Consider the following 25,070-nt stretch of genomic DNA (forward strand, 5'->3'; position numbering starts at 1 on the left):
TACATGGTGTTACTGTATGGGCTATGGTATCTATGGATAGTCCTGAACGTCCTATGATAAATGCTCCCGAGCCTAAGACAATTCAATTAGAGTTAATAACATTATCAGCACTATCCAACGAAAAACCTGACGTAAGACCAAAACTCAAGTCCGTTTCTCAACCTCAAAAATCATTGCCACCAGTACAAGAAGTAACTGAGCAAACTGAAAACATCAAACTTACCAAATCTGCCAAGCTAGCACCAATATTAGAATCTGAACCAAAAGCAGAACTATCAAATCCAGTAGAAGACTCTGTAATAGCTATAGAAGAACCTCAGTTAAATCAAGAGACCAAGGATTCTTCATCAGAGCAAAAACTAGTAATAACAGAATCAAGAAAAATATCGAATGCCACAGATGAGGCAGAGTCAGATCTATCCGCGATGATTCTGGCCGTGACAAAACAGTTCAATCGCGAACAAGCTATGCAGCAGCAATCCGTTCAAAGTCAGTCTAATAGGAAACGTATCGAACAAGATAAATTACAGCTGCAAGCTGTTAATGATGCCGTCGCCAAAGTGTTAGCAGCAGACCAAGCGAACGAAAAAAAACCTGAACAACCAGCTCTAGAGGATAAGATTGATGAGAGTAGTGAAGTAGTACCGTTTTTGGAAGAGCAAGCCAATTGGCTTGACGAATACCAACCTAATACAAGCCTTCCGCTGCTAGTATGGCGCAATACTACTGCCCGATCGGGTGATATCTTTAATGTATTATTGGAGCTATATGTCGATAAAAATGGTCACATTACTGAGGTGCAACTGCTCCAGTCATCCGGTAATGTAATCATCGATGCGGTAGCAATGATCCAAATAAGAGAAGGACAGTTCAATCCATTTCAAAAAAACGGTGTGCCAGTAAATGCTACTGTACCTATGCAATTAAGTTATGAGATGCCTTAGCAATAAAGAATATTCTGCTTTAGACATTTTTATAAATGGCTCTTTTTAGTTGAGATAATTAAGCTCTAACACTTGAGCGCTACACTGATAAGTTGGTAGCGCCAATAACTAGTAGCGCCTATAAGTTTTAGAACCCGATTAAAATGCCCGCTGAAAAAACCACCATAATGCAATTAAAATACTAGCTAGCGAACCTGCATAAAATATGACTGTTTTATAAAAACGTGTATGACGTAGTAACAGCGCTATCGGGAATACTAAGGCGATAAATACAAGTTGGCCTAGCTCTATCCCTATATTGAAACTCAATAATGCTAGTACGCGCTCGCTTGTAGCTAGTGGCAAATCTACGAGTACATTAGCAAAACCAAAACCGTGAATCAGTCCAAAAACGAATGCCAGATAGACGGCGCGTACGCGTAGCAGGGGCACTAAATTGTTTAATGCTGCGAATGCTATGGATAGAGCAATTAAGGATTCGATGAAGCGGGCAGGTATACTGACAATTTGAAGCGCTGCTAAACTCAAGGTAATTGAATGCGCTAACGTGAATGAAGTTGCAATCCAAAAGACTTCAAGTAATGCCGCTTGCGGTTTAGTGACGGCAATCAAGGCTTTTTGCTTACGTAAGTATACTGCAGGGATCAGCAGTACAAATAAGAATAATAGATGATCCCAACCAATCAACAAGTGATGTATGCCACTTTTCAAAAAATTCGTTGCCGTGAATAGCCAGCCAGATTCAGTCCCCGAACCTAAAGGGGTTTCTCCTACAGCCAGCACTTGAAGAGGTGTTTCATCACTAGCCCCCGTTAGGATCAAGCGATGATTGGCATCGATACCTGCTAAGATCTGATAGTTAAGATTATCGATTGGGGTCGCACAGTTTATCTCAAAGTTTGTGTATAGGTAGTTAAACCCACCGCGTGTATTAATCGCCAATGGTGCAAAGCTTGTTATATCACAGGTTTGAGTACCAGCTTCTAACTTTACTTGGGATTCGATTAGCTGCTTTATGAGTGGCGTTTGCGATTTTACCTCTAGCCAACTTACTTTATGATCTTGGTTTGAATCTATATCTATTAGCAAAGCAAGGTCGCGTAGTGACAACTCATATTTAGCATTATAATTAATATTTGCTGTGTCTGTGGAATCGCTCGTCTGAAGGTTCAAGTAAGCTGTGCTAGATTCGTGCGCCTGTAGTGCCGTGCTAGTCATCGCTAGTAAAAGCAGCGTCAAGTAACGATAACTATGACTCCAAATGCGTCTGCTAAGTGCGCTCATAAAGGCTTATCCTTGCTTGAAGTTTGCATGCCTGAGGTTGGGCAGTTCAAACAGTCACTAATTTTACCCAAACGTAGATCGCGCTCAAGTGCTGGATATTCAAACTGAGTGTCTTTGATGAATTGGCGTATAACTTCAATGTCTTTTTGGCTGCCAGCTCGGATAGCTGTTTTTGTATAAATCTCAATATCAGCTGTTTCGCGTTGCTGTTGCCAGTTGTTTCGAACCAACTGTAGTGCCGAGTCGATTTGATTAGCAAGCATGGCGTAAGTAGCTTGTTCACGCATATGTGCATTTTCTTTGCGTATTTGCCATACCTCAATACGTTCTTCCATGAGCGCTAAGTTTTGTTTAGATTTAGGGTCACGCAGTTTGATTTGAGCCGTGATGAGTCGCAACAACAACGCATCTTTATCAGTATGAGTTTTAAGCAGTTGAATTACTTCTTGATACTCTCCGTTACTCAATAACCAGTCAGCGCGAGCCATGAGTGCAGGTACAGTTTGAGCATCTATAACGCTAAAAACTTCATCAGCAAGAGCAGTATCTTGGCTTCTTAATGCCGCGTCCGCTTGAATGAGATATATCCAGCGTGCTGTAGATGCATCAAGTTGAGGGGCAATAGCAGCTAGATTATTTAGAGTTTGTTTTGCCTGTGTGATCTGACCAGTCATGCTCTGTATTTGAGCCTCGCATGCTGCACGGTAGACACTGAGTGATGAATCATTAAGCTTTTTGCAGTAACCCATGGCTTCCTCAAACTGACCTTGAACAACTAACAGAGAGGAGAGAGTCAAAAGGGCATCTGGATTAGCAGTATCTTTACTTAGTATCTGTTTTAACAATTCTTTTGCTTCAGAGAACTTATGATCTGATTGTAAAGCCCGCGCTCGTAGCATGAGTGTCTCTATGCTTTGATCTGTTGTTTGATCAAGTTGCGCTCTTGCTTGGCCTAGTGCGCGTGGGTCGCCTTGCAAGTAAGCACGTTCTAATAGCTGGCTAGTCTGTTCAGGATCATTTGTATTTTTGCTAGACGAAAAATCGTCTGAGCTGAGATAGCGTGCAGGCGGTGAATCTGAAGGTAAGGTTTCAAGAATCTGTTGGTCATCTTTAGGAATAAAAGGGGTGGCATAAAGTAATTGGCTGCTTATGATTAATAAACATAGTAATCCGATAAGTTGCTTAATCCATTGCATAAATTCTGTCCGTTCAAAACATAAAGAAACACCTGAACAGTAGCCTGATCAGGTGCTCGATTTACCTCATATCAGACTACAGTGAGGCGTTGGCGCCCGTCACAGCGACAGGTTCTGCCAAGTTGGCTTCGGGAAGTATAATCCGATCGATGTCTTGCGGCTCATCGGTGTTTACATCTCTACTGACGTCAATTACGGTAGATGTCCTGCTAACCGCCAATTTTGCCTTAGCTTGATCTATCGCTACTTTGCTATCAGTCCGATCCTGTGAGTTAGAGTTGTTATTATCGTTAAAGCAACCAGAAAGAGCGGCCGATCCGGTGACTAATACTGCTAAAAGTACATAGCGCATCGTATTTCTCCTTGAGTTAGATTCAACTTATCGGCTACCTGGATTAGGGGTGGTTAGATAAGGAAAGACTGAGTCAAACTCGGTAGCGGGTTTAAGTGCACCATCAGTAAATAGAGCTTTTCCGGCCTTGGCATCAGCAGGGACACAGGTAACATCTGCTGGTAAGCCTGCGTGACATAATGCACCCATAGATACTCTTAAGGCGATATCGGTCACATCATCTCCAGGTCTTCTGCCATTCGGAAATCCTGCAACATCTTTGCTATTGGCACTAGGTCGACCATCGTTTTGACCAGGAATGATACTAATGACACCTAAGTCGTTTTGATTAGCAGCTGCTACTGCAGGTGTGCTGGTATTCAAACGCAACATATCCGCTGGTACAACTTTGGCAGGTTTATTGATAGTCGGAACACCTGTCAAAAAGGCAGTGACTAAATCTTGACGTGGAAAATTAGTTGGCGCTGGTGCTTGTGGGTACAAAGTCTGAATCAATGCAGGAAGCGTAGGATAAAAGACATAAGGCGCAAACTTAGCCACATCATCTTTTGGTTCTGAGGCATTAAATTTGTCTTTGTCCTTAAGACCGATTACAACTTCGTTGACCAGTGGCATACCGAGTCTTGAAACCTGAGTCCATGCACCGCCTTTTTTTGCTGTGGTACTAATACCAGATTCAGGAGAAGGATTTACTAAAGTCGCCTGACGGACACTAGCGGTCGTCCAAGCTCCAATTACTGGATCGTTACCAGCTGAGTTGACTAAGCACGCTTTAGGAACTTCCAACGCAATTGAGGTAATGTTTTTACCTGCCAACACATTCGTACCGGCATTACGTGCACCCAATGGGTTTAGGTTAATCAGATCAAACACCTTACCTAAATCGATAGCAAAGCTTTCAGCACGTTGACCGACGAACACTTTACCTTGCCCACAGCTACCCATGTTCAAAGTTTTGATAAAGCCTTTTGCATACGTTGGGTAGTCTGCAAAAGATTTAGTACCGATATAGTCAAATGGCTTGTTAAAATTCCCCAGCGAAGTACGCGAGCCGCTGCGGCGATCGCCTTTAACCATCGTCACTTCGTAACTCTCGCTAGTTTGTACATTAGCGGGGTTTGAAGCATCACCAGCATTAGACAAAGGAATCGCAACGTTTGGCGTTGATGGGTTACCGTCTGAGTCAATTTCAATGCTATTTAACTTTTGGTTAAAGTCAAACTGGAATGTGAGATCTTCGACCGCATCGCCATTGTTGTCGATATGAATCTCATACAGTGCATCGGCGTCTAGGGCGAAGTAATTGGGTCCGCCGTAAGCGTCTTGAAGTGGTAAGTAGTTAGCAATAATCGTGACATAATCTGCACGATTATTCTCATAACTATTAGGGCGTGTTGAACATTGAGTATAAATTTCTGGCAAAAAAAATAGCGAACGGGTAATCTTTAAGTTCTCACACAAAAAAGATCTCGTTCGCTATGCCTCGTACTATGCTCAAAAATGAACACTGGACAAGACTAAGACCTATATTACTAGAACTTAATATCTATGACAAAGGAAATCTGAGACTGACCATTGAGGGCATCCTTTATCGTATGCGAACCGGCTGTCCTTGGCGCGATTTACCGGCTTACTTTGGAAAGCCCAATACTGTCTACAAGGCTTATCAACGCTGGTTTCGCAGTAATAAGCTCATTGGACTATTTGCTTTAGTTATCAGAGAGCCTGACCTTGAGTGGGTATTTATAGATGGTACTCATATCAAGGCACATCAGCACAGTAGTGGTCGTCATGAAGCTGCTCAAGCCATTAGTAAGAGTGTCGCAGGACGTGCCACTAAAATTCATCTAGCGGTCGATGCTCATGGCAATCCGATTACCTTTATTCTGTCAGATGGCACAACCCACGATGTTAAAGTCGCATCTGACTTAGTAGATAAGGTTGATTTGAGCAAGACAGACGTTGTATGTGCAGATAAAGGCTATGACTCTGACACACTACGAGAGTATATTGAACAAACAGCAACTTGTAATAATATCCCTCGGAAACGAAACACCAAGTCCTCTAACGACCATATGGATTGGGAGTTGTACAAAGCACGACATTTAGTAGAAAATGCTTTCGCTAAGCTAAAACAGTATAGAGCGGTTGCCACCAGATTTGATAAGCTAAGACAGAGTTATGAGAATACGGTCGCTCTTGCTTGTGCTTATATCTGGCTAAAATTATGAATGTTCAACACGCCCTAAACATATAAAAGTCAGTGGCATCGACTTTAGGAGTTTTAGTGATAGAAGGGGCTTCACGGTGGCTAGATGCCACAGCGCTTGCGCTAATGCACAATGCCATCGCTGCTATTAGAGCCTTAGTAGTATGTTTCATACGAAATCCTTGTAGAGAAACTTGAGGGGTACTGGCTGCTAAAATAACTTAGTATTACGTATAATTTATAAGTAACTTAAACTAAACTATTCTTACGACAAATTAAACTAAACTATACGTATAAGCAAGATTTTAGTTAGGAGGGTGTGTACAAGATAATTAAGAATAACAGCCGAAAAAACACTCGTTACATTGTAATTTGTTCATCATAATCCAAAAATATATGCTCTTTACGATCTATAGATTTCTCAGAAGTTAATAATAAAAAATTTTCTGATCCTATAAAAATTAGGGGATGGTAGATTTTTACAGATAGTAGAGTTTAATCAATACTTTAATTTTAATAATAAGTCCAATATAAATAATTCGTTATTAATGAAACGTTTAGTATCTTCTATATTGTTGTTTAAAGTGAATTTTATTCAATTATTTTTATATAACATGAAAAATTAAACCGATGATAAGCGCTAATTTATCATCAATTTGTTCTCAGTTTTGATTGAAAGAGGTAAGGATGTACACAAGTACTATCATTAACCGTCTAGTAGATTAATAACAGTATGGAATAATAGGTATTGTTCTTTTATTAGATCTTAACAAGTTGATAAGTAGAAATTACTGAAGGATTGATCTTTCAAAAATATCACATGTAAATTGATGAGCTATGCTGTCAAATCCGTAAATATTAACTTAGGAGATTTTGATTAAGCAGCCTGACGATAAGAGTCAAACCACATTTGTCTTGGCACTTTATAGCTTAGAACCTTTTGGACCTTAGTACCACTGCGAGCATAGCCCGCATTTTGCGTTGGGGCAAAGCAATGCCTCGCTTTATCCCTCCTCATTTAATATCTCTCGTTCCTCTTCAGCTATTTTTAATTGCGGTTTAAGTTACTTGATTCCTTCAAGAGCTGCCATAACTTCAGTATAATGTGGTTCTATACTATATCTCTGGATTTTCTTAGTCATGGTAAACTACTCGTCGAGTGGTCAGTTTACCAGGTTCATCTTTACGATTTTTTCAGCATGGCTCAATCTCTAAGTGATTAAAAATTACTTATTTAATTAAGCAAACACAATAAAGCAGCCATTTCATTAACTTTGTACCACCATACGCCTTTAATAAGAAGAGTTTATTATGCCAAACCAACGTCCGTTGTATATTCCCTTTGCAGGTCCTGCACTGTTAGAAACCCCTTTACTAAATAAGGGTAGCGCTTTTTCATCAGAAGAACGTGACAGCTTTAATTTAACAGGTTTATTACCTCACAACATTGAGACGATTGAAGAACAATCATTACGTGCTTATCATCAACTTCGCTCATTTACTAGTGATATGGATAAGCATATTTACTTGCGTAATATACAAGATACCAATGAAACCTTATTTCATCATTTGATTGAGCAGCATATTGAGGAAGTTATGCCGCTCATATATACACCAACGGTTGGGCAAGCTTGCGAAAAATTCTCACAAATTTATCGCCGTAAACGTGGTTTGTTTATCTCTTATCCTGAGCGCCATAAAATCGATGACATGCTGCAAAATGCCACCAAACAAAAAGTAAAAGTGATTGTTGTCACTGATGGTGAACGTATCTTGGGCTTAGGAGATCAAGGCATTGGAGGAATGGGCATTCCAATTGGCAAACTGTCGTTATATACGGCCTGTGGTGGTATTAGCCCGGCATATTGTCTACCAATTTTGTTAGACGTAGGTACTAATAATCAACAGTTACTTGACGACCCTATGTACATGGGTTGGAGAAATCCACGCATCTCTGGTGATGAATATAATGAATTTGTAGACTTATTTATTCAAGCGGTTAAACGTCGTTGGCCAGAGGTATTATTACAATTTGAAGATTTTGCTCAGGAAAATGCGACACCATTATTGAATAAATATCGTGATCAGCTATGTTGCTTCAATGATGATATTCAAGGGACCGCTGCTGTTTCAGTCGGTACATTGATTGCAGCGTGCTTGAATAAAGGTCAGAAACTTAGTCAACAAAAAATAGCATTCTTAGGTGCAGGATCGGCAGGTTGCGGTATCGCCGAACACATTATTCGCCAAATGCAGCGTGAAGGATTAACGGAAGAACAAGCCCGCAGCCAAGTATTTATGGTTGACCGTTATGGCCTGCTCACTGATAGCATGACAGAGCTACAAAAATTCCAAGAACCGTTGGTACAAAAAGAATCAGATATTGAAAGTTGGGATAAAAGTAAGAAACTCGGTTTAGCGCAAGTGGTTAAACAAGCAAAAATAACGGTATTATTCGGCGTAAGTGGACAAAAAGGTTTGTTTACCCAAGAGGTGATCGAAACGTTATGTGCTAATACTGAACATCCAATTGTATTACCGCTTTCAAACCCAACGTCTCGTGTTGAAGCAACACCGCAAGAAGTCACTAATTGGAGCAAAGGTAAGGCAATTGTTGCAACCGGTAGTCCTTTTCCTCATACAACTTTTGAAGGTCAGACTTTCGAGGTCTCACAGTGTAATAACAGCTATATTTTCCCCGGTATTGGCCTAGGTGTTTTGGCATCGCGTGCGACGGGCATCAGCGATAATATGTTAATGGCTGCAAGCCAAGCACTTGCAGATATATCGATGGAATATGAAAAAGCACCAGGTGCAGTATTACCTCCAATTAAAGTAATTAGAGAGATAAGTGAAAAAATAGCCTATGCAGTCGCACGACAAGCGATTGAAGATAAGTTAGCATTACCTGTCACGGCAGAAAACCTAGAGCGTCGATTAAAAGCTAATTTTTGGTTACCTAAATACCGTAACTATCGTCGTACCTCTTTCTAGCGGTTAAAAAGTAACTGCTAGAAAGCACATAAAAGAAGTACCTATAAAAAAGCCGAATGTTATTGAAAATAGCATTCGGTTTTTTAGTACTTATATTAGTATTAATCTTTAGATAATAAAAAACCCTTACAAGCCAATGACTGTAAGGGTTTGAATTTGGTGGGCCCAGTAGGACTTGAACCTACGACCAAAGGATTATGAGTCCTCTGCTCTAACCAACTGAGCTATGGGCCCTAACGTTAGACGCACAATGATACCTGATTTTTTTAATTTTTCAAGTAAAAGATAACAACTAAACGATATTATTTAGCTATCGTCACTTGCTTACTAAATATTACCACCAGCTAGGGTCAAACTACGACCACCATCTACGTTAATAATCTCTCCTGTGACATAGCTGGCCTTTGCCAAATACAACACGCTTTGGGCAATATCATCTGGCGTACCAATCCGCTGCATAGGAATAGAGTCGATGATACTGTGCTGCTGTGTGTCATCAAGTGCTTGGTCGCTATCGGCATCAGGCAATACGTTTACCCCAGGTGCAACGCCATTAACGCGAACATAAGGCGCCATATCTAGCGCAAGAGACTGTACCATCATCCGGTGTGCTGCCTTTGCCATATTATAGACAGTGTAGTGCTTAAACGGCTTATTATGAGCGTGAATATCAAGTAAGCTAATGATGCATCCATGCTGCTTTTGTAAGTAAGGTAAAAAAGCTTGGCTAAGTAATAATGGCGCTTTGGCATTGGTCAAAAACAGCTCATCCCATTGGTTATTGTTAATATCACTGAACGGAGTAGGATAAAACCTTGATGCGTTATGTACTAGCACATCAAGCTGTCCAAAATTATCTATAACGGATTGGACGAACTGAGTTAATAAACTGCCATCGTTGACAACTGCTAAATCTGCAACGATAACCGTAGCGCTATTATTACGGATTTCATTAAGCTGAGCTGCTAGGGTCTTTGCTTCTTGTTTACTACGATGACAATGAATAACGACACGATAGCCTTGATGATGCGCTGCTCGAATAATAGCTGCGCCAATACGCTTGGCGCTACCAGTAACGAGCATTACAGGGCCACCATCATCAGATCTTACTGTAGATTCAACTGTCATAAAATAAAGTTTCCATCATCTAATCGTATTTCGTTTAATCAAAACGGTTGTGAGCTATGATTATTAGATTGCTCTATAGTAACCAAATGCGCAACACGTGCCTCATTTAATGCTCTGCCAATTGCAGCGCCTTTAATATCTGGAGCAATGGCTTCCATACCGATGGCATGAAAGCTGTTTAATGCGAGCATCATTTGGCGGTGCTGACAGGCTAACTGCAATACGTGACTGGTTACCAATAGCTGTGAGAGCTTATTAGGTTCTTTGTGGGCGCTACAGGCTTGGATAAGGTCGATTTTCTCAGCTGCAGTCAAGCCATCTATGGTGTTCAGTTTGCTGGCTTGTTGAATGAATAGGGTTGCAAACTGAGTGGGTGCTTTAGGTACTTTGGCGCTGTTACCTATAGAAGTAATGGCTGTTAGAGCAGCTTTTTTCTCATCATCCGTAACACTAATATTTAGATGAGATGATGGAGTTTTAGGGTCAGGTTTGGAATCGAATAACGATAGATTAAGGCTAGCCATCAATAGCGCCCAACGCTGGGATAAGTTCAATTGCATTTGACCAGCAAAGTACAGCGCCGTCTGCACTGTTTCTCGTATATGTACATTGCTCCAAGCATGATGTAATGGCGCAAAGTACTCAGCTAAAGCACCGATTGCATACAGCTGCTCCCAATAAACCTGAGGAGAGCTCTGCATCGTTGCACGGCTTGATTCTTGCCAAATGCGTTCAGCACTTAAATGCGCAAGCTCACCTGAATCGACCAATTGGCGCATGAGTGTGATGGTTTCCTCAGCAACCTGAAAACCTAAGCTGTAATAACGTCCATAAAAGCGCGCGACTCGCAGCACCCGTAGTGGATCTTCGCTAAAAGCCTCCGATATATGACGTAAGGTCTTGCTTTGGATATCATCGAGTCCTCCGTGATAATCGATCACTGCACCTGTGAGAGGCGTGTCGTCGGTTAAACTGGTGACTTCAATTGCCATCGCATTGATAGTTAAGTCGCGGCGCTGCAAGTCTTCCTCTAAGCTGACATCAGGGCTGGCATGCACACTAAAACCTTGATAGCCATGACCAAGTTTGCGCTCAGTACGTGCTAATGCATACTCTTCCTGAGTAGTTGGATGCAGAAATACCGGAAAGTCTGCACCTACTTGCTGAAAGCCCGCTGTTAGCATCTCGTTGACAGTTGTACCAACCACCACAAAGTCTTTATCTATAATAGGACGACCTAACAGCTGATCACGAACTGCACCACCGACGAGATAGACTTGCATTGGAGCCTCTTTTATTTGCTAGATAAATTTTAATAACATGAATTTTGACAATGTTTTTATTGGATCAAAAAAAACCAGTCAATACCATTTATTACAACGGCATTGACTGGTTTTAGTATAGCAGACTGCTACTAATGATGATTAATAGTAGTAAGCCGGCTTTAGCGATATTATTACAGTTATCGACCGTTTTCTAAGTCTTGAGCTTCGGTTACAGCAAGGGCTGTCATATTTACCACACGGCGAGCAGTCACTGATGGAGTCAGGATATGTACAGGCTTGTTAGCACCTAACAAGATAGGACCAATAGAAGCACTGCTTGTTGCTGTTTTGAGCAAGTTAAAGGCAATATTTGCTGCATCAAGCGTTGGCAAGATGAGCAAGTTGGCAGCGCCTTTTAGAGGGCTTGATGGCATATCTTCTAAGCGGATATGCTCGTTAAGAGCGGCATCACCTTGCATTTCACCATCAAAGTCAAAGTCTACATTCATCTCACTCAGTAGCTCATAAACTTTGCGCATTTTAACAGCACTGGCACGATTAGAGGTACCGAAGTTTGAATGTGAAACTAAAGCAACACGAGGTGTAATACCGAAACGGCGTAATTGATCAGCAGCCAACACTGTCATTTCAGCTAATTGATCGGCAGTAGGATCTTCATGGATATAAGTATCAGCAATAAAGATATTGCGGTCTTGCATTAAGACAGCATTCATCGCATAAAAGTCTTTAACGCCTTCTTTTTTACCGATAACGTTTTGAACATACTCTAAATGCAGTTGATAGTGGCTAAACGTACCACAAATCATACCTTCAGCATCACCATTTTCAACTAACAATGAGCCAATTAAAGTGGTTTTGCGACGGACATCGCGACGTGCAAGCTCGATACTAACACCGCGGCGTTTGTTTTTCTCGTAATAGCCCTGCCAGTAGTCTTTATAGCGCGGATCATCATCTTGGTTGATAATAGTCATGTTTACGCCATCTTGTAGACGTAAGCCAAGCCTTTTGATATTGGCTTCGATCACTGAAGGACGTCCGACCAAGATAGGTTTTGCCAGCTTCTCATCGACGACGACCTGTACGGCAAGAAGGACATTATTGTCTTCACCTTCACAGTAAACAATACGTTTTGGATCTGATTTGGCGCGAGAGAAGATAGGCTTCATTACAAACGCTGAGTTATAAACAAACTCAGATAAGCGCTGACGGTAAGCATCAAGATCATCAATCGGTAGAGTCGCAACACCTGAGTCCATAGCAGCTTTGGCTACTGCAGAGGCAATCTCAATGATTAAGTTTGGCTCTAGCGGTCCTGGAATGAGGTATTCACGACCGAAGCTTCTCATGCTTTCGATGTCTCTGACGTTTTTAGTTGGTGTCGCTTCGACATGTGCCATCGCTGCAATTGCACGTACGCAAGCGATTTTCATCTCTTCGTTAACAGTCGTTGCACCTACATCTAATGCACCGCGGAAGATATAAGGGAAGCATAACGCGTTGTTAACTTGGTTTGGATAATCTGAGCGTCCGGTTGCCATGATGACATCTGGACGTACTGAATGCGCCAATTCTGGCATAATTTCAGGCGTTGGGTTGGCTAGGGCAAAGATGATAGGGTCTTTGGCCATACGGCGAACCATATCGGTGCTCAAGATACCAGGCATTGACAAGCCTATGAACATGTCCACATTGTCCATCACATCATCAATGCTACTGGCGTCAGTGTCACGAGCATAACGTTGTTTTGACTCGTCAAGGTTTTCGCGACTAGTGGTAATAATTCCGCGTGAGTCAGAGACAAATATATTGTTCTGATCCACACCAAGTGCACAGATAATGTCTAAGCAAGAGATTGCTGCAGCACCAGCGCCTGAACAGACAATTTTGATCTCTTCAATCTTTTTGCCAGTCAGAATTAATGCGTTAAGCATGGCAGCCGCAACAATAATTGAAGTACCGTGTTGATCATCATGGAAGACCGGAATGTTCATACGCTTGCGCAATTCGCGCTCGATTTTGAAACACTCAGGCGCCTTAATGTCTTCTAAGTTGATACCACCAAACGTTGGCTCAAGAGAGGCAACTGCTTCGATAAATTTGTCAGGATCATTTTGATCAATCTCAAGATCGAAAACATCAATACCAGCGAATTTTTTGAATAATACCCCTTTACCTTCCATCACTGGTTTTGAAGCCAATGGACCGATATTACCTAAACCCAGTACAGCAGTACCGTTGGTAATAACACCAACCAAATTGCTACGTGCAGTATATCTAGCGGCTGCTGTTGGGTCTTTTTGAATTTCAAGGCAAGGAACTGCAACACCTGGCGAATAGGCCAAAGCTAGGTCGCGCTGATTAGCGAGCTGCTTGATAGGAGTTACCGAAATTTTACCAGGTCTTGGAAATTCATGATAATGCAAAGCAGCTTGTTCGAACTGCTCTTGATCTGTATTGGGATTATCCATATTCAAATTGGTATCGTCATTCATAATAATGGCCATTGTTGGAATAAATTGAAATAAAACAAAGTGTGATAAACAAAATAAGTTAACGCTTGACCCTAAAAAAATCGTTGAATATGAGCTCCAGCAATTACTAGATTGAGGAACTACTAACAAATTATTAAAAGGCGATGCACAGTCGAAAGAGCGTTAATCTGTGATTAGATGGCATCGTAAAATAGAAAGCTAGTAAACATAGCTATTCTAGCATTATTGACAATTAGCTGCCTAGGGCGTGCCCTCAATCTGAACGAACGAACTTTTAATGGGCTAAAAATGGCTATATTTTCGTCAATCTTTGAAAATTTCTAGACAATATGTTCATATTCTCTGCAAAACTTCCTTTGATTGACAAAAATCTATCTCATTTTTATCACCATTATCAAAATGAGGACACGCCCTAGTCAACCATAGCGAAATGCATAACTTATATAATAAATTGATAACGAACATTTAGCCAGTTGATAGTGATAAATAAAGTAAAATTTACAATATATATGCAAGATTGTGACTATTGTTTTTCAAAACCAGTTTGGTTGTTGATTATTAACCAAACTGGCTATGATTATTGGCTTTAAATTTATCAAAAAAATATGATTATTTATGACGAACAGCTAATTGGCATTTGCGGCGCATGAGGCGCAGGGGGACTGCTATCAAGTGCTGTCGCGATATCCTGTACGGTATAAGGGCTGGCGAGCAGGTCATATAACCGCGCTACCTCCCCAAACTGGCCTTGTTCAGCAGCAGTAATAGCCCGCTGAGCCATACTATTACGTAATACATAAACTGGATTAGTCGTTTGCATCTCATTAACAACTTGTTCAGTAGACAGTGCTTGCGATTGCTCTAAATAGCGCGCAGACCAGTCTTGCCAAACTTGTAATGCTTCACCTTGCAATTCATGCGTCAAGGTAGCTAATAATTGCTTCTCATAAGGGTGATTCTCTGGAGATACTAAACCTAAGAGTGCACGGAAGCTATTGGTATAATCAAGTAAGTTGTCCTCTAACAAGGTTAGCCACTCAAAAGCTAAGCTTAAACTTTCTTTTTGATGCGCTAAGCCTAACTTGCGGCATAATCCTTGTTGATAGTGCTGCATAAAAGTGGCTTCATAAGGTGCTAAGCAATCTGATAAAGCCTCACGCGTCACTCCTTCTAATCGCATAAAGTGTGGCAACCAGATGTTGAGGTTCCAATGTCCAATAGCGGGCTGGTTTTGATAGGCGTAGCGTCCGGTATGGTCAGAGTGATTGTTAATCCAAGCAGGATCAAAACGTTCCATAAAGCCAAATGGCCCAAAGTCTAAGGTGCTACCAGTGATGGATAAGTTATCAGTATTCATCACCCCGTGAGCAAAACCAATCAGCTGCCAGTCAGCTATCATACGTGCGGTACGCTCAACGACGGCTTGCAAAAATGCTAGCACTGGCGTTTCGCTATCACGGCATTTTGGATAATAAGTATCAATCATATAATCGGTAAATTCACCGAGCAAATCAGGGGCAAAGCTTGCAATCCATTCTATGTGACCTAAGCGAATATGACTATCCGCTACCCGCATCAAGGCAGCACCTGCTTCCATACGTTCGCGGCGTACAGGCGTATCGGATACGACAAAGCCCAGCGCATTAGAGGAGGGGATACTGATCTGGTTGAGGGCATGACCACATAAATACTCACGAATAGTACTGCGTAAGACTGCACGTCCATCACCCATCCGTGAATAAGGTGTCAGACCAGAGCCTTTAAGGTGCAAGTCTTGCAATTGGTTATCATTGTCTAGTACTTGTGCCACGAGCAAGCCGCGTCCATCACCCAATTGACCTGCCCATTGTCCAAACTGATGACCTGCGTAGGCCATTGCTAAAGGCTGAAACTGAGCAGGTACATACCGACCCCCGAGAATCTCAACCCAGCGTGCCATTAAATCTTTGTCATCTATCCAACCAAGCTGCTCTGCCACTTGGGTATTAAAATGCCCAGCACGCGGATTTTCTAGCGCTGTTGGTGGCTGCTTGTGATATAAACGTGGGTCTAAATTGACATAGGTATTTTGATAGCGCATACGTGCTTTTCCTATTGAGACTGACTAAATATGAATAATAATGGTGATATAAAAAAACAATAAATCTACTATAACATAGCCCTAGTGCTACACCTGTGCACTCTGTCCATGTCTTGTAATTTATCTTGAATTAATCACTGTTATAGAATGGCAAATTACTTTGATGATTTGCAATTGTAGCTTTTGCTTAAAATCCAATTTCCAATAAAATATTTGACTCGCTGTACTCATATTGAATAAGTCTATATTGGCTGAGCTTATATCAAATTTTGATAAAAATTCACAAAAAAATCCCCCTATCTTTTGCAGAGAGGGGGATGAGGTAGCATTATCATGAATACGCTAATTAATAATTAGCTAGCCCATTTTAGGCGGCTTTTTTATTATATCCAATCGAGCGAAAGGCAATCTTCAAGTTGTCATTATGCTCATGGATTTTCTGTTCAATCTTAGCATACTCAAGTTTGAGCTTGTCATCGACTTCATGCAAGCGATCTGCAAATTCAGTCTTTTTCATCTCAACGGCTTTGGCCTTTAGTGCCTGCCATTCTTCTACAGTTTGCGTAAAGGCATCGTATTCAAACTTGATGCGATCTTGGAAGCTTTGCATGACATGCGGAATATCAATGCCGCTTGCACTTACTGTATCGATCTGCTGTTGAGCTTGTTTAAACTGCATTTGAACTTCAGCGTGCTTAATCGTCGTATCATCAACTGTACGAAGCTCAGTCGTCAGACCAAATTTAGATAAGCCAGCAATCAACCATTTAGTAGGGTCATACTGCCACCATTTCACACCGTTACGATAATCGTATTGGAAGAAGTGATGATAGTTGTGATAACCCTCACCCCACGTAAAGATAGCTAAAATGAAGTTATCACGAGCAGTGTTGGTATCAGTATAAGGACGCGAACCAAACATATGGCATAACGAGTTGATAAAGAAAGTAAAGTGATGAGTCAATACTAAGCGTAGCAAACCTGCTAGTACTAAAGTCCCCCAAACATCACCCAATAACCAACCAACAGCTGCTACTAAACCGACGTTCGTCGCTAGCACCCAAAGACCATAATATTTATGCTGAATTTGAAGTACTTTATCTTTGGTCAAATCTGGAATGTTTTTGTAGTCAAACTTACCGCTTGGATAGTTACGTAGCATCCAACCGATATGACTAAACCAAAAACCACGCTTAGGTGAGTACGGATCTTCCATACGGTCATCAACATGGCGATGATGGCTACGGTGACCAGAAACCCAATCAAATGCAGAACCCTGTACTGCCAATGTCGAACCAAGCAATAAGAAATTTTTGACTACTGGATGTGCTTTATAGGCACGATGCGAGAGTAGACGATGATAACCTGCAGTGATACTGATACCTGTCCATACCATAAAGGCACCAAACACCCCCCAAACAGGTGCACTGACTTGATGGGTAAACAAGTACCATGGAGTAATGATAGCAGCAGCAATAGGCGTTGCTACTAGTATGGTCGCCGGTATCCAGTTGATTGGCGCCTTTTTAAACTCAAGTTCACGTAAATCGATGGTTTGGTCATTCATGGAGACATCGCTTTGCTCAGCAACGTTTGAATAGTTGCGTTTAGCGGTAGGCTGCTCATCGAGCGCAGCTTTTGCTTTAGCATTATCAAACCAAGTCTTAAAACGCGTCACCTGCGTGGTTGCGTTATCCAAAATGCTGTCACCAGATTTGATAGCGAAACGTAAGCCTTTAAGCGGTAAGCCCATTGCTTTTTTTGCAATCATATAATATTCCTAGCGGTATTAGTTTCAGCCCCTATATTAACCTAAAAAGAGACGAAAGTGAACGATTATGCACTAGAAAAATCTTAATAAATAACAATAACTTGTATGAGTTATTAGATATTATATTGTAAATACCCTGCTAACTATCAGGAATTAGGTGAAAGTGTAAGTTCTGCTAAGATTATGTTAAGTCGCTATATGGCATAGAGTTATATCAGTAAGTGTAAAGAGTGGTTTTTGATAGCTTTATATCAATTATGTTGGCATGTCATAGCAATTGTGTTGGAATATCTGTGATAATCACATCAACCTGCCATTTTATAAGTTGCTTCGCTACTTCAATGTCATTTACTGTCCATGCACTCACTGGTAAACCGTGCCGATGAGAGTTTTGGATAACCGACTGCGTAATGAGCGGATAATATATACCAAGCCGGGTACAGCCCAATTGCAAGGCAGTATTAGGTGCTGATGCAAGTAATTGTGGCATACGTACTAATAAGCCCCGCGGGATATGTGCGAGTGATTTATTACGTTGAAGCTGGGCGAGAAGTTGGACATCAAAGGTGGTTAGAACGATAGGTAAACTGGCAAGTGGCGTATCTACTAGATAACGTGTCAGTGCCTGTATTAATTTGGAATAATTTGTGCGGTCATGGGTTTTAATCTCTAGCTCAATATGAGTAAATTGAGTCAAAGTAGGGATGAGTATTTTGGGCTTTTGAGTAACAGGTATTAAATACTTAGATAAACTTGATTGAAAAAGAACAGCTTTAGAGGGATAAATCATTGATTGAGCTAACATATCTAAAGTAATGATTTTATGACCTGATTGTAGTTGGCGTTGAATCTCAACCAAACTGAGCTGATCTACTCGTGACTGCAAGCCACATAATCGTTGTAACGTTTCATCATGAAATATTATCAAATGACCATCTGCAGTCAGCTGTACGTCAAACTCTACCCCTGCCAAGCCACGTGGCTGTAAACCATACGCATGCTCAAAACCATGTAGTGTATTTTCTAATGCTTCACTACGTGCGCCTCGATGACCTAAAAGCAGCGTATTATCAAGTTTTATCATAAATGCCTGTTATCAATTATTTCTTAGATCAATAATATGATGCCTCGTAAAATTTTGCCAAAAAATATAAAAACTGTGTGGTACGAATTTAAACAGTTCAATTTTAGAGGGCTTAGCAAAAATAGCAATTATCATCAACTCAGTTAAGATAATAAGCCAGTTAAGCTATGAATATCTTAATGAATGTTTGTTGCGTTTTTGCAACTAAAAACGTCTTTTATGGTCCTTGATAGATTTTATTTGTATATCAATGGTCTACATTACTGACCAACCGCTGTAAACCTCGTATAATGGCCTGATTTTAATATTGGTCTTACATAGCTATCATGGCTGTATGACAATCTAGATAGCAATACTGTCCATCGTTGACGGTGCAAATGAGTAAATCGGGAGCAAAATAGATATGAGCGTAGCGAATAAAAAATGGATGAAATGGCAGAAAGCTGCTGGTATTAGTGTGATATGTGGTTTAGCTATTGCTGGGTGTGATCGTTCGGATAAAGAAGACGATACTGCCGAGACAGCAGAGGTGACAACTGAGCAACCGGCAGCCAATGATGGCACAGTTGTTCCTGCTATTAGCTGTGATAACCCAATGGTACAAGATCGTTTGAAAATCTCCCTAAAAAATATGCTCAATCAGCAGGCACAGACATTGGCTGCTAATTATGCAAACGATGCAGAAGTAAGTGTAAACACTGGTGCTATCAGTGATAAGGTTAACAGTATTTTAATTGATGTACAAAATGCTGCAATTTTACAAGAAGCCAATGCTAATGGTATGACGACCTGTCAAGCAAGTGTCAGCATGACGTTGCCAAGTGAGGATTTATATCAAGCTAGCCAAATGCGTGCTGCTAATAACCAGCCAAGTTTGCAGACTAGTCTCGCGCAAGACAATATTCGCATTAATAATAATATGCTAGTCGATGATACGTTTACTTATGTCGTTGGTGCTCAAAGTGGTCAGATACAAGTACGTATCGCCGGACAGCCAGCCTTAATTACCGTAGTATCTGATGTGATGGCAGGCTCTGTCTTAAAATCAGTTGTGGATGAGCAAATAGCTAAGCGTCAAGCACAAGAAGCTGCTCGTCGCCGTGAAGCTGCGCGCAAAAACAGTGAAAACCAAGTAAATCGCCAGCCTAAAGCTGTAACCCCAGTTGAGCCAGTGCGTCCAGCTAAACCTGCTACGCCACCTAAACCTGCTACGCCGCCTACTATTAATCAAGGTAATAGCCAAAGTAGTGCTCAAGCAGTAGAGCTACCTAGTGTTGACGCTAAAGCACCAGTAACGCCAGAAGTACCAAAGATCGTTCCTAAAGATGAAAGCATTGATATGGTTATCGTTGAAGATGAAAACGCTACTTATTAACAGTTAGCACTACTTTTGAGCTAGATGATAATTATTTCAAAGTTAGTTATTTAAAAGCTTAGATAAGAAAACGCCCGCAACCATGATAAGTTGCGGGCGTTTTACGTATTGAAGAGTAGTGATGAAACGAAATGAAGTTAGATGATTAAACAAATTATATGCTAGCCATCATTATTCTAGCTGTTTTGTTTCTAGTTATCGTTCTATCCATTAGTTTACTTATTGTTAGTTGTAAAAGCCTCTAGTACCTTACTATTCCATAGTACCTCAGAGACTTGTTCGGGGTCAGTGCAGAAGCGTGCGGCGACAAACAGCCAATCAGATAAGCGATTGATAAAGCTCACCGCAGTACCACGAATTGCTTGTGAACGCTCTTGCTGTAATAGCACTGCTTGACGCTCAGCACGGCGACAAACCGTACGCGCTACATGCAGTTGGCTGACCAAAACCGAACCTGTCGGTAAAATAAAATCTTTTAACGGTGGCAGGGTGGTATTCATCGCATCAATCTGTTGTTCTAACCATTCAATATGGGTTGCACTCACACCTTCATATTCTGGCATGGCAAGCTCGCCACCGATATTGAATAATAAATGTTGAATAATGATTAAGGCTTGTACAAAGCCCAACTCTTTTTGTTGCAAACGCTCAGGTAACTGTTGTTTATTTGGCGTCTCGTTATCAGTTATCGCTTGTGTGAGATGTGCCCGTACTAGGCCGATATGTGAGTTAAGCTCATCGATATCGCCCATTACGCTAAATAGGTTATCAGCTTTACTAGCGCGACTACCATCTGCCATGCCAGTACTGCCGTCATCTCCAGTACGTGTATATATTTTGCTTAAGCGATTACCCATGTTTAAATCCTTAGATGTTTTTATCGTTGAATACGGTTAGTTATGCGCTCATTGTAGTATTTTACAGTCGTTTTCGCTAAGATAATGGGTTAAGTTTTATATTGTAGTAATTTTTGGAATGATAAGCGGAATTTCAGGCTTGCTAATAAGCTTAATACTGCCAATATGTTCCTTTTATCTCAATTTATCTATCTTGTTTTAATTAAAAGGCTTTTATACCATGAACACACCACTTGCCGACGCTATGTCTCAGCTTGCCATTTATGATTCACTGACTGGCGGTAAACGCCAGTTTGAACCACTCAAAGCCGGGCAGGTAGGCATGTATGTATGCGGTATGACTGTTTATGACTATTGTCATATTGGTCATGCCCGAGTGATGGTTGGTTTTGATATGGCGGTACGCTGGCTTAAGCAATTGGGTTATGACGTTAATTATGTACGCAATATTACCGATATTGATAACAAAATCATCGCTCGCGCTAACGAGAACGGTGAAGATATTAGTGTACTGACTCAGCGCTTTATCGAAGCGATGCACGAGGATGCGACTGCTCTTGGCTGTGAGATGCCAGATTCCGAGCCACGTGCCACTGACCATATTGATGAGATGCAGCAAATGATTGAGACGCTGGTCACGGGCGACTATGCTTATGCTGGCGATAATGGTGATGTTTATTATGCGGTGGATAGCTTCGCAGATTATGGCAAATTATCGAAGCGTAATCTTGATGATATGCAGGCAGGCTCGCGAGTCGATGTCGAAAATGATAAGCGTAATCCGTTTGATTTTGTACTTTGGAAAGCGGCAAAACCTGATGAGCCGCAGTGGGCATCACCATGGGGCCAAGGGCGTCCAGGTTGGCACATTGAGTGCTCGGCGATGTCGACCAAATGCCTAGGCAATACCTTTGATATTCATGGTGGTGGTCATGACTTACAGTTTCCACATCATGAAAACGAGATAGCCCAGTCTGAAGCAGCGACTGGATGCGAGTATGCGCGTAACTGGATGCACGTTGGTTTTATCAATGTCGATGGCGAAAAAATGTCTAAGTCATTAGGTAACTTCTTTACCATTCGTGATGTAACCGCGCAGTATTTGCCTGAAACGGTGCGCTTCTTTTTATTATCGAGCCATTATCGTAGCCAAGTGAACTTCTCTGATAGTGCCTTAGATGAGTCGCACAATAGCCTAAGCAGATTATACAATGCGTTAAAGCTAGCCGAGCAGCAAAAAGGGCAGGCTTTGACAGTCACTGACGAGTTGATAAATGATGCTTACAGGAGCACTGCTGGGCAAGATTTCATTAAAGCGATGAATGATGACTTTAATAGCTCAACGGCGATTAGCGTATTATTTGGGCTGGCACGTGATATTAATAAAGCTGTGAAAGCTGAAGAGGTAGATACTGCATGGCAGTTAGCGCAGCAGCTAAAAGCGTTGGCACAGGTGCTGAACATTTTACAGCAGCCAGTCCAGCAGTTTTTGCAAGCAGTGATTGGCGAACAAGCGGATGACGGATTGATCGATACTGCTATTGATAGGTTAATCATTGAGCGTGCAGATGCCAAAACCAATAAAAACTTTGCTCGTGCTGATGAAATACGTGAGCAGCTCAAAGAGGCGGGTATTGAGCTTGAAGACAGCCGTGCTGGTACGACATGGCGCCGTGCTTAACCTAAAATCTAGCTTTCGTATATACGTATACTAACAAATTAAGTCAGCTTTACGCTGGCTTTTTTTTGCCGCCTGCATTAGCTTATTATCAATCCAAAGCCAAGATTGTTTTGTATGCAAACTCCTTATAACCAACGATTTTTTAAAAATATGAATACTCTTAGAAGTGATGATGTTAAAGGTAATAAAACTGCAAATCGTCTTAAGGGCTCTCACTCTTATGAAGCTACGCGGTGCACTGTGCTTCAATTGATATTTGGTTTTCTAGTCATTGCACTGAGTACTATTTACACTCCTGTTTATGCTGCAACCAGTGATAATGAAGCTAGCACTAGTGAACAGAGCGCTGGTATTCAAGATAATTCAAAATCACAGGTGGCGACCAAAGCAGAGAACTTGGTCGATTATGCTGCCCAAAAGATTGAAACAATCAAGAAGGAAGGTGTCAGCGTCTCCGGTGTAGCAGAAGAGATTTTTGATCCTACTGAACGCAATGCAGTACAACAAGCTGGAAACTTACAAGGCGATACGGGACTTAAGGGAGAGTATAACGAAGGCTACTATCTTTTAGACAAAATCAACACTGGTCTACCTCCATTGTCTGAGCCACCAAACCTATCAACACCGTTGGCTACTTTAGAGTTTTTCCAATCAGCAGTGATGAAGCAGCAATTTGACTTGGCAGCCTATGCGCTTAATATGAACCTGATTGATAGTGAGGTTCAGCGTAGTCGTTCACTTGAATTGGCCAAACGTCTTGATTTTTTGTTATCTGAAAGAGAGCTCTACTTATTTGATGACCTGCCAGATCGTCCTGATGGTTTAATCGAGCCTCCACTTGGTAATACCAGTAGTATAATGGGTATTCCGCGACGCTCTATTCAACTCGGTTACATCGAGTACCGTGAACGCCGTGTACCTGTCTATCTGGAGCGAGTACAAGTTGATGACAAGGCCCCAATTTGGGTGTTCTCAGCGCAAACGGTTGGCAATATTGACAATCTTTATGAGCAATATCATCCAGCAGAGTTTGAACGCTATCTACCTACATGGATGAAAATACAGTTTTTTAACATTGCTTTATGGGAGTTTTTAGCATTATTTTCATTTTTCTTAGTGACTATGGGAGTAGGTTGGCTACTTAGTAAGGGTACTGAAAAAATTATCAGCCATTATATTGATGATGATCAAAAGTACAGCTCTTACGTCGGCAGTACTAACGGTATGGCAGACTTGGTTAGCAAGCTAACCGTACCGCTAACCTTTAGCATTAGCTTTTTATTAGTCTTTACTTTAGTGTCAGGTGGTTTTCCTTATTTGGATGCAGTAGCATCATCGACTCGTCCAATCATTTGGATTGGGTTAGTGTTTAGTACCATGTGGTTGGGTATACGCGTTATTAACTTTTTTGCCAATCGCTATCAAGACATGCAAATTGAGAATTTGGCTGAAGAGCACTTTGATAAGGAGCGTCGCCGCCGCACTTATGTGTCGGTATTTCGTCGCGTTTTTATCTTTGCCATGATTCTCGGCAGTATTTGGATTGGTCTTAGTGAATTCACTAATATGGAAGGCCTTGGCACGACGTTATTAACATCGGCTGGTATTGCTGGTGTGGTCATTGGTATTGCCGCCCAACCTATACTAGGTAATATTATTGCTGGTGTACAGGTGGCCGTCACTCAGCCAGTACGTATCGGCGATACAGTGATGATGGAAGGTGATTGGACAACGATTGAGGATTTACGTTATACCTATGCGGTGCTAAAAACATGGGATGAACGCCGCTTGATTGTACCGATGCGTAGACTAATTACTGAAATTGTAGAAAACTGGTCACATACGGAAGTTCATCAAACTTGTGTGGTTTACCTATATGTTGACTACGGCGCAGATATTAAAGCTATTAGAGAGAAATTTGTGGAACTAGTGAAAGCGAATGAGTTGTGGGACGGCGAAACTGAACCTGAGCTGCTCACTGTATCACTAAGCGAAAACACGATTAAATTACGTGGAAGTTTGGCTTCTGACGGTCCTATGAGTGCTTTCGACTTGGAATGTCAGGTACGTGAACAGATGCTCAATTATCTGTACCATGAACAAAAAGAACATCTACCAGCTGAACGCTTGATATTCAAGGATAGAGATGAATAAGTAGTCATAGGTTAAGTCTTTTACCCATAAAAAAGTGATGAACATAATTAGACAGATATCAGTAAAATAATCTGATAAATATAGCATGCGATTTGCACGCTTATTTGTTATAATATGGCGTTATTTTTAAGGGATAACTGAGCTATTAAGAGTAAGACTGCGCTATATTTGCGCTAACTT

At 41.3% G+C, this 25,070-nt stretch carries 18 protein-coding genes and 1 tRNA gene; 6 read left to right on the forward strand and 13 right to left on the reverse strand.

What is annotated here, in order from left to right; translation table 11 throughout:
* The first annotated feature begins 32 nt into the window (after positions 1-32).
* The gene (locus AK825_RS05630) at positions 33-944 is read left to right on the forward strand and encodes a TonB family protein (RefSeq protein ID WP_068035273.1); all 912 of its coding nucleotides are present in this window, start codon (positions 33-35) and stop codon (positions 942-944) included.
* Between the two features lie 138 nt (positions 945-1,082).
* Here the strand turns inward: AK825_RS05630 and AK825_RS05635 are convergent, their stop codons facing one another.
* From AK825_RS05635 to AK825_RS05650, 4 genes are all read right to left on the reverse strand, one after another.
* Entirely contained in the window at positions 1,083-2,228 is a 1,146-nt protein-coding gene (locus AK825_RS05635) for a HupE/UreJ family protein (RefSeq protein ID WP_068035275.1), read from the reverse strand.
* A complete protein-coding gene (locus AK825_RS05640) occupies positions 2,225-3,424 on the reverse strand; it encodes a tetratricopeptide repeat protein (protein WP_068035277.1) in 1,200 nt (399 codons plus the stop codon). The genes AK825_RS05635 and AK825_RS05640 overlap by 4 nt, the downstream gene beginning before the upstream one ends.
* A 76-nt stretch (positions 3,425-3,500) precedes the next feature.
* Positions 3,501-3,776 carry a hypothetical protein gene (locus AK825_RS05645; protein ID WP_068035280.1) on the reverse strand — a complete coding sequence of 92 codons (276 nt, stop codon included), beginning with the start codon at positions 3,774-3,776 and terminating at the stop codon, positions 3,501-3,503.
* 27 nt (positions 3,777-3,803) lie between these two features.
* Positions 3,804-5,219, reverse strand: a complete 1,416-nt coding sequence (locus AK825_RS05650; RefSeq protein ID WP_227514144.1) for a DUF4331 domain-containing protein — start codon at positions 5,217-5,219, stop codon at positions 3,804-3,806.
* Positions 5,220-5,254: 35 nt separating this feature from the next.
* Between AK825_RS05650 and AK825_RS05655 the strand changes: the two genes are divergently transcribed.
* On the forward strand, positions 5,255-6,007 hold the full coding sequence (locus AK825_RS05655) for an IS5 family transposase (RefSeq protein WP_068034672.1): 753 nt from the start codon (positions 5,255-5,257) through the stop codon (positions 6,005-6,007).
* A 4-nt stretch (positions 6,008-6,011) separates the two neighbouring features.
* Here AK825_RS05655 and AK825_RS14680 read toward each other — a convergent pair whose 3' ends face one another.
* Positions 6,012-6,158, reverse strand: coding sequence for a DUF4331 family protein (locus tag AK825_RS14680; protein ID WP_149038752.1), 147 nt, complete (start codon positions 6,156-6,158; stop codon positions 6,012-6,014).
* Between the two features lie 1,138 nt (positions 6,159-7,296).
* Between AK825_RS14680 and AK825_RS05660 the strand changes: the two genes are divergently transcribed.
* On the forward strand, positions 7,297-8,979 hold the full coding sequence (locus AK825_RS05660) for an NAD-dependent malic enzyme (RefSeq protein WP_068035282.1): 1,683 nt from the start codon (positions 7,297-7,299) through the stop codon (positions 8,977-8,979).
* A 157-nt stretch (positions 8,980-9,136) separates the two neighbouring features.
* Here AK825_RS05660 and AK825_RS05665 read toward each other — a convergent pair.
* The 7 genes from AK825_RS05665 to AK825_RS05695 form a co-directional block, all read right to left on the reverse strand.
* Positions 9,137-9,213 (reverse strand) — tRNA-Ile (locus AK825_RS05665).
* 93 nt (positions 9,214-9,306) lie between these two features.
* Positions 9,307-10,107, reverse strand: a complete 801-nt coding sequence (locus AK825_RS05670; RefSeq protein WP_082787184.1) for a pteridine reductase — start codon at positions 10,105-10,107, stop codon at positions 9,307-9,309.
* Between the two features lie 38 nt (positions 10,108-10,145).
* Positions 10,146-11,390 (reverse strand): tRNA nucleotidyltransferase, encoded by a 1,245-nt coding sequence (locus AK825_RS05675; protein ID WP_068035284.1) that lies wholly within the window; start codon positions 11,388-11,390, stop codon positions 10,146-10,148.
* 179 nt (positions 11,391-11,569) lie between these two features.
* Positions 11,570-13,888 carry an NADP-dependent malic enzyme gene (locus tag AK825_RS05680; RefSeq protein ID WP_068035286.1) on the reverse strand — a complete coding sequence of 773 codons (2,319 nt, stop codon included), beginning with the start codon at positions 13,886-13,888 and terminating at the stop codon, positions 11,570-11,572.
* A 613-nt stretch (positions 13,889-14,501) separates the two neighbouring features.
* A complete protein-coding gene (locus AK825_RS05685) occupies positions 14,502-15,968 on the reverse strand; it encodes a protein adenylyltransferase SelO family protein (protein WP_068035288.1) in 1,467 nt (488 codons plus the stop codon).
* 367 nt (positions 15,969-16,335) lie between these two features.
* Entirely contained in the window at positions 16,336-17,535 is a 1,200-nt protein-coding gene (locus AK825_RS05690) for a fatty acid desaturase (RefSeq protein ID WP_203226524.1), read from the reverse strand.
* A 472-nt stretch (positions 17,536-18,007) separates the two neighbouring features.
* Complete coding sequence (locus AK825_RS05695) at positions 18,008-18,823, reverse strand: glycerophosphodiester phosphodiesterase (RefSeq protein WP_068035292.1); 816 nt, start codon at positions 18,821-18,823, stop codon at positions 18,008-18,010.
* A gap of 403 nt (positions 18,824-19,226) precedes the next feature.
* Here AK825_RS05695 and AK825_RS05700 point away from each other — a divergent pair, with 403 nt between their 5' ends.
* Positions 19,227-20,198 carry a hypothetical protein gene (locus AK825_RS05700; RefSeq protein ID WP_068035294.1) on the forward strand — a complete coding sequence of 324 codons (972 nt, stop codon included), beginning with the start codon at positions 19,227-19,229 and terminating at the stop codon, positions 20,196-20,198.
* Positions 20,199-20,413: 215 nt separating this feature from the next.
* Here the strand turns inward: AK825_RS05700 and AK825_RS05705 are convergent, their stop codons facing one another.
* On the reverse strand, positions 20,414-21,055 hold the full coding sequence (locus AK825_RS05705; protein WP_068035297.1) for a cob(I)yrinic acid a,c-diamide adenosyltransferase: 642 nt from the start codon (positions 21,053-21,055) through the stop codon (positions 20,414-20,416).
* 220 nt (positions 21,056-21,275) lie between these two features.
* Here AK825_RS05705 and cysS point away from each other — a divergent pair, with 220 nt between their 5' ends.
* Both cysS and AK825_RS05715 read left to right on the forward strand, forming a co-directional pair.
* A complete protein-coding gene (gene cysS, locus AK825_RS05710) occupies positions 21,276-22,736 on the forward strand; it encodes a cysteine--tRNA ligase (RefSeq protein WP_068035299.1) in 1,461 nt (486 codons plus the stop codon).
* Between the two features lie 150 nt (positions 22,737-22,886).
* Positions 22,887-24,890: a mechanosensitive ion channel family protein gene (locus tag AK825_RS05715; protein WP_082787272.1), complete on the forward strand. Its 2,004-nt coding sequence runs from the start codon at positions 22,887-22,889 to the stop codon at positions 24,888-24,890.
* Positions 24,891-25,070 lie beyond the last annotated feature (180 nt).

Source organism: Psychrobacter sp. P11G5, from assembly GCF_001593305.1.
Lineage (GTDB): Bacteria > Pseudomonadota > Gammaproteobacteria > Pseudomonadales > Moraxellaceae > Psychrobacter.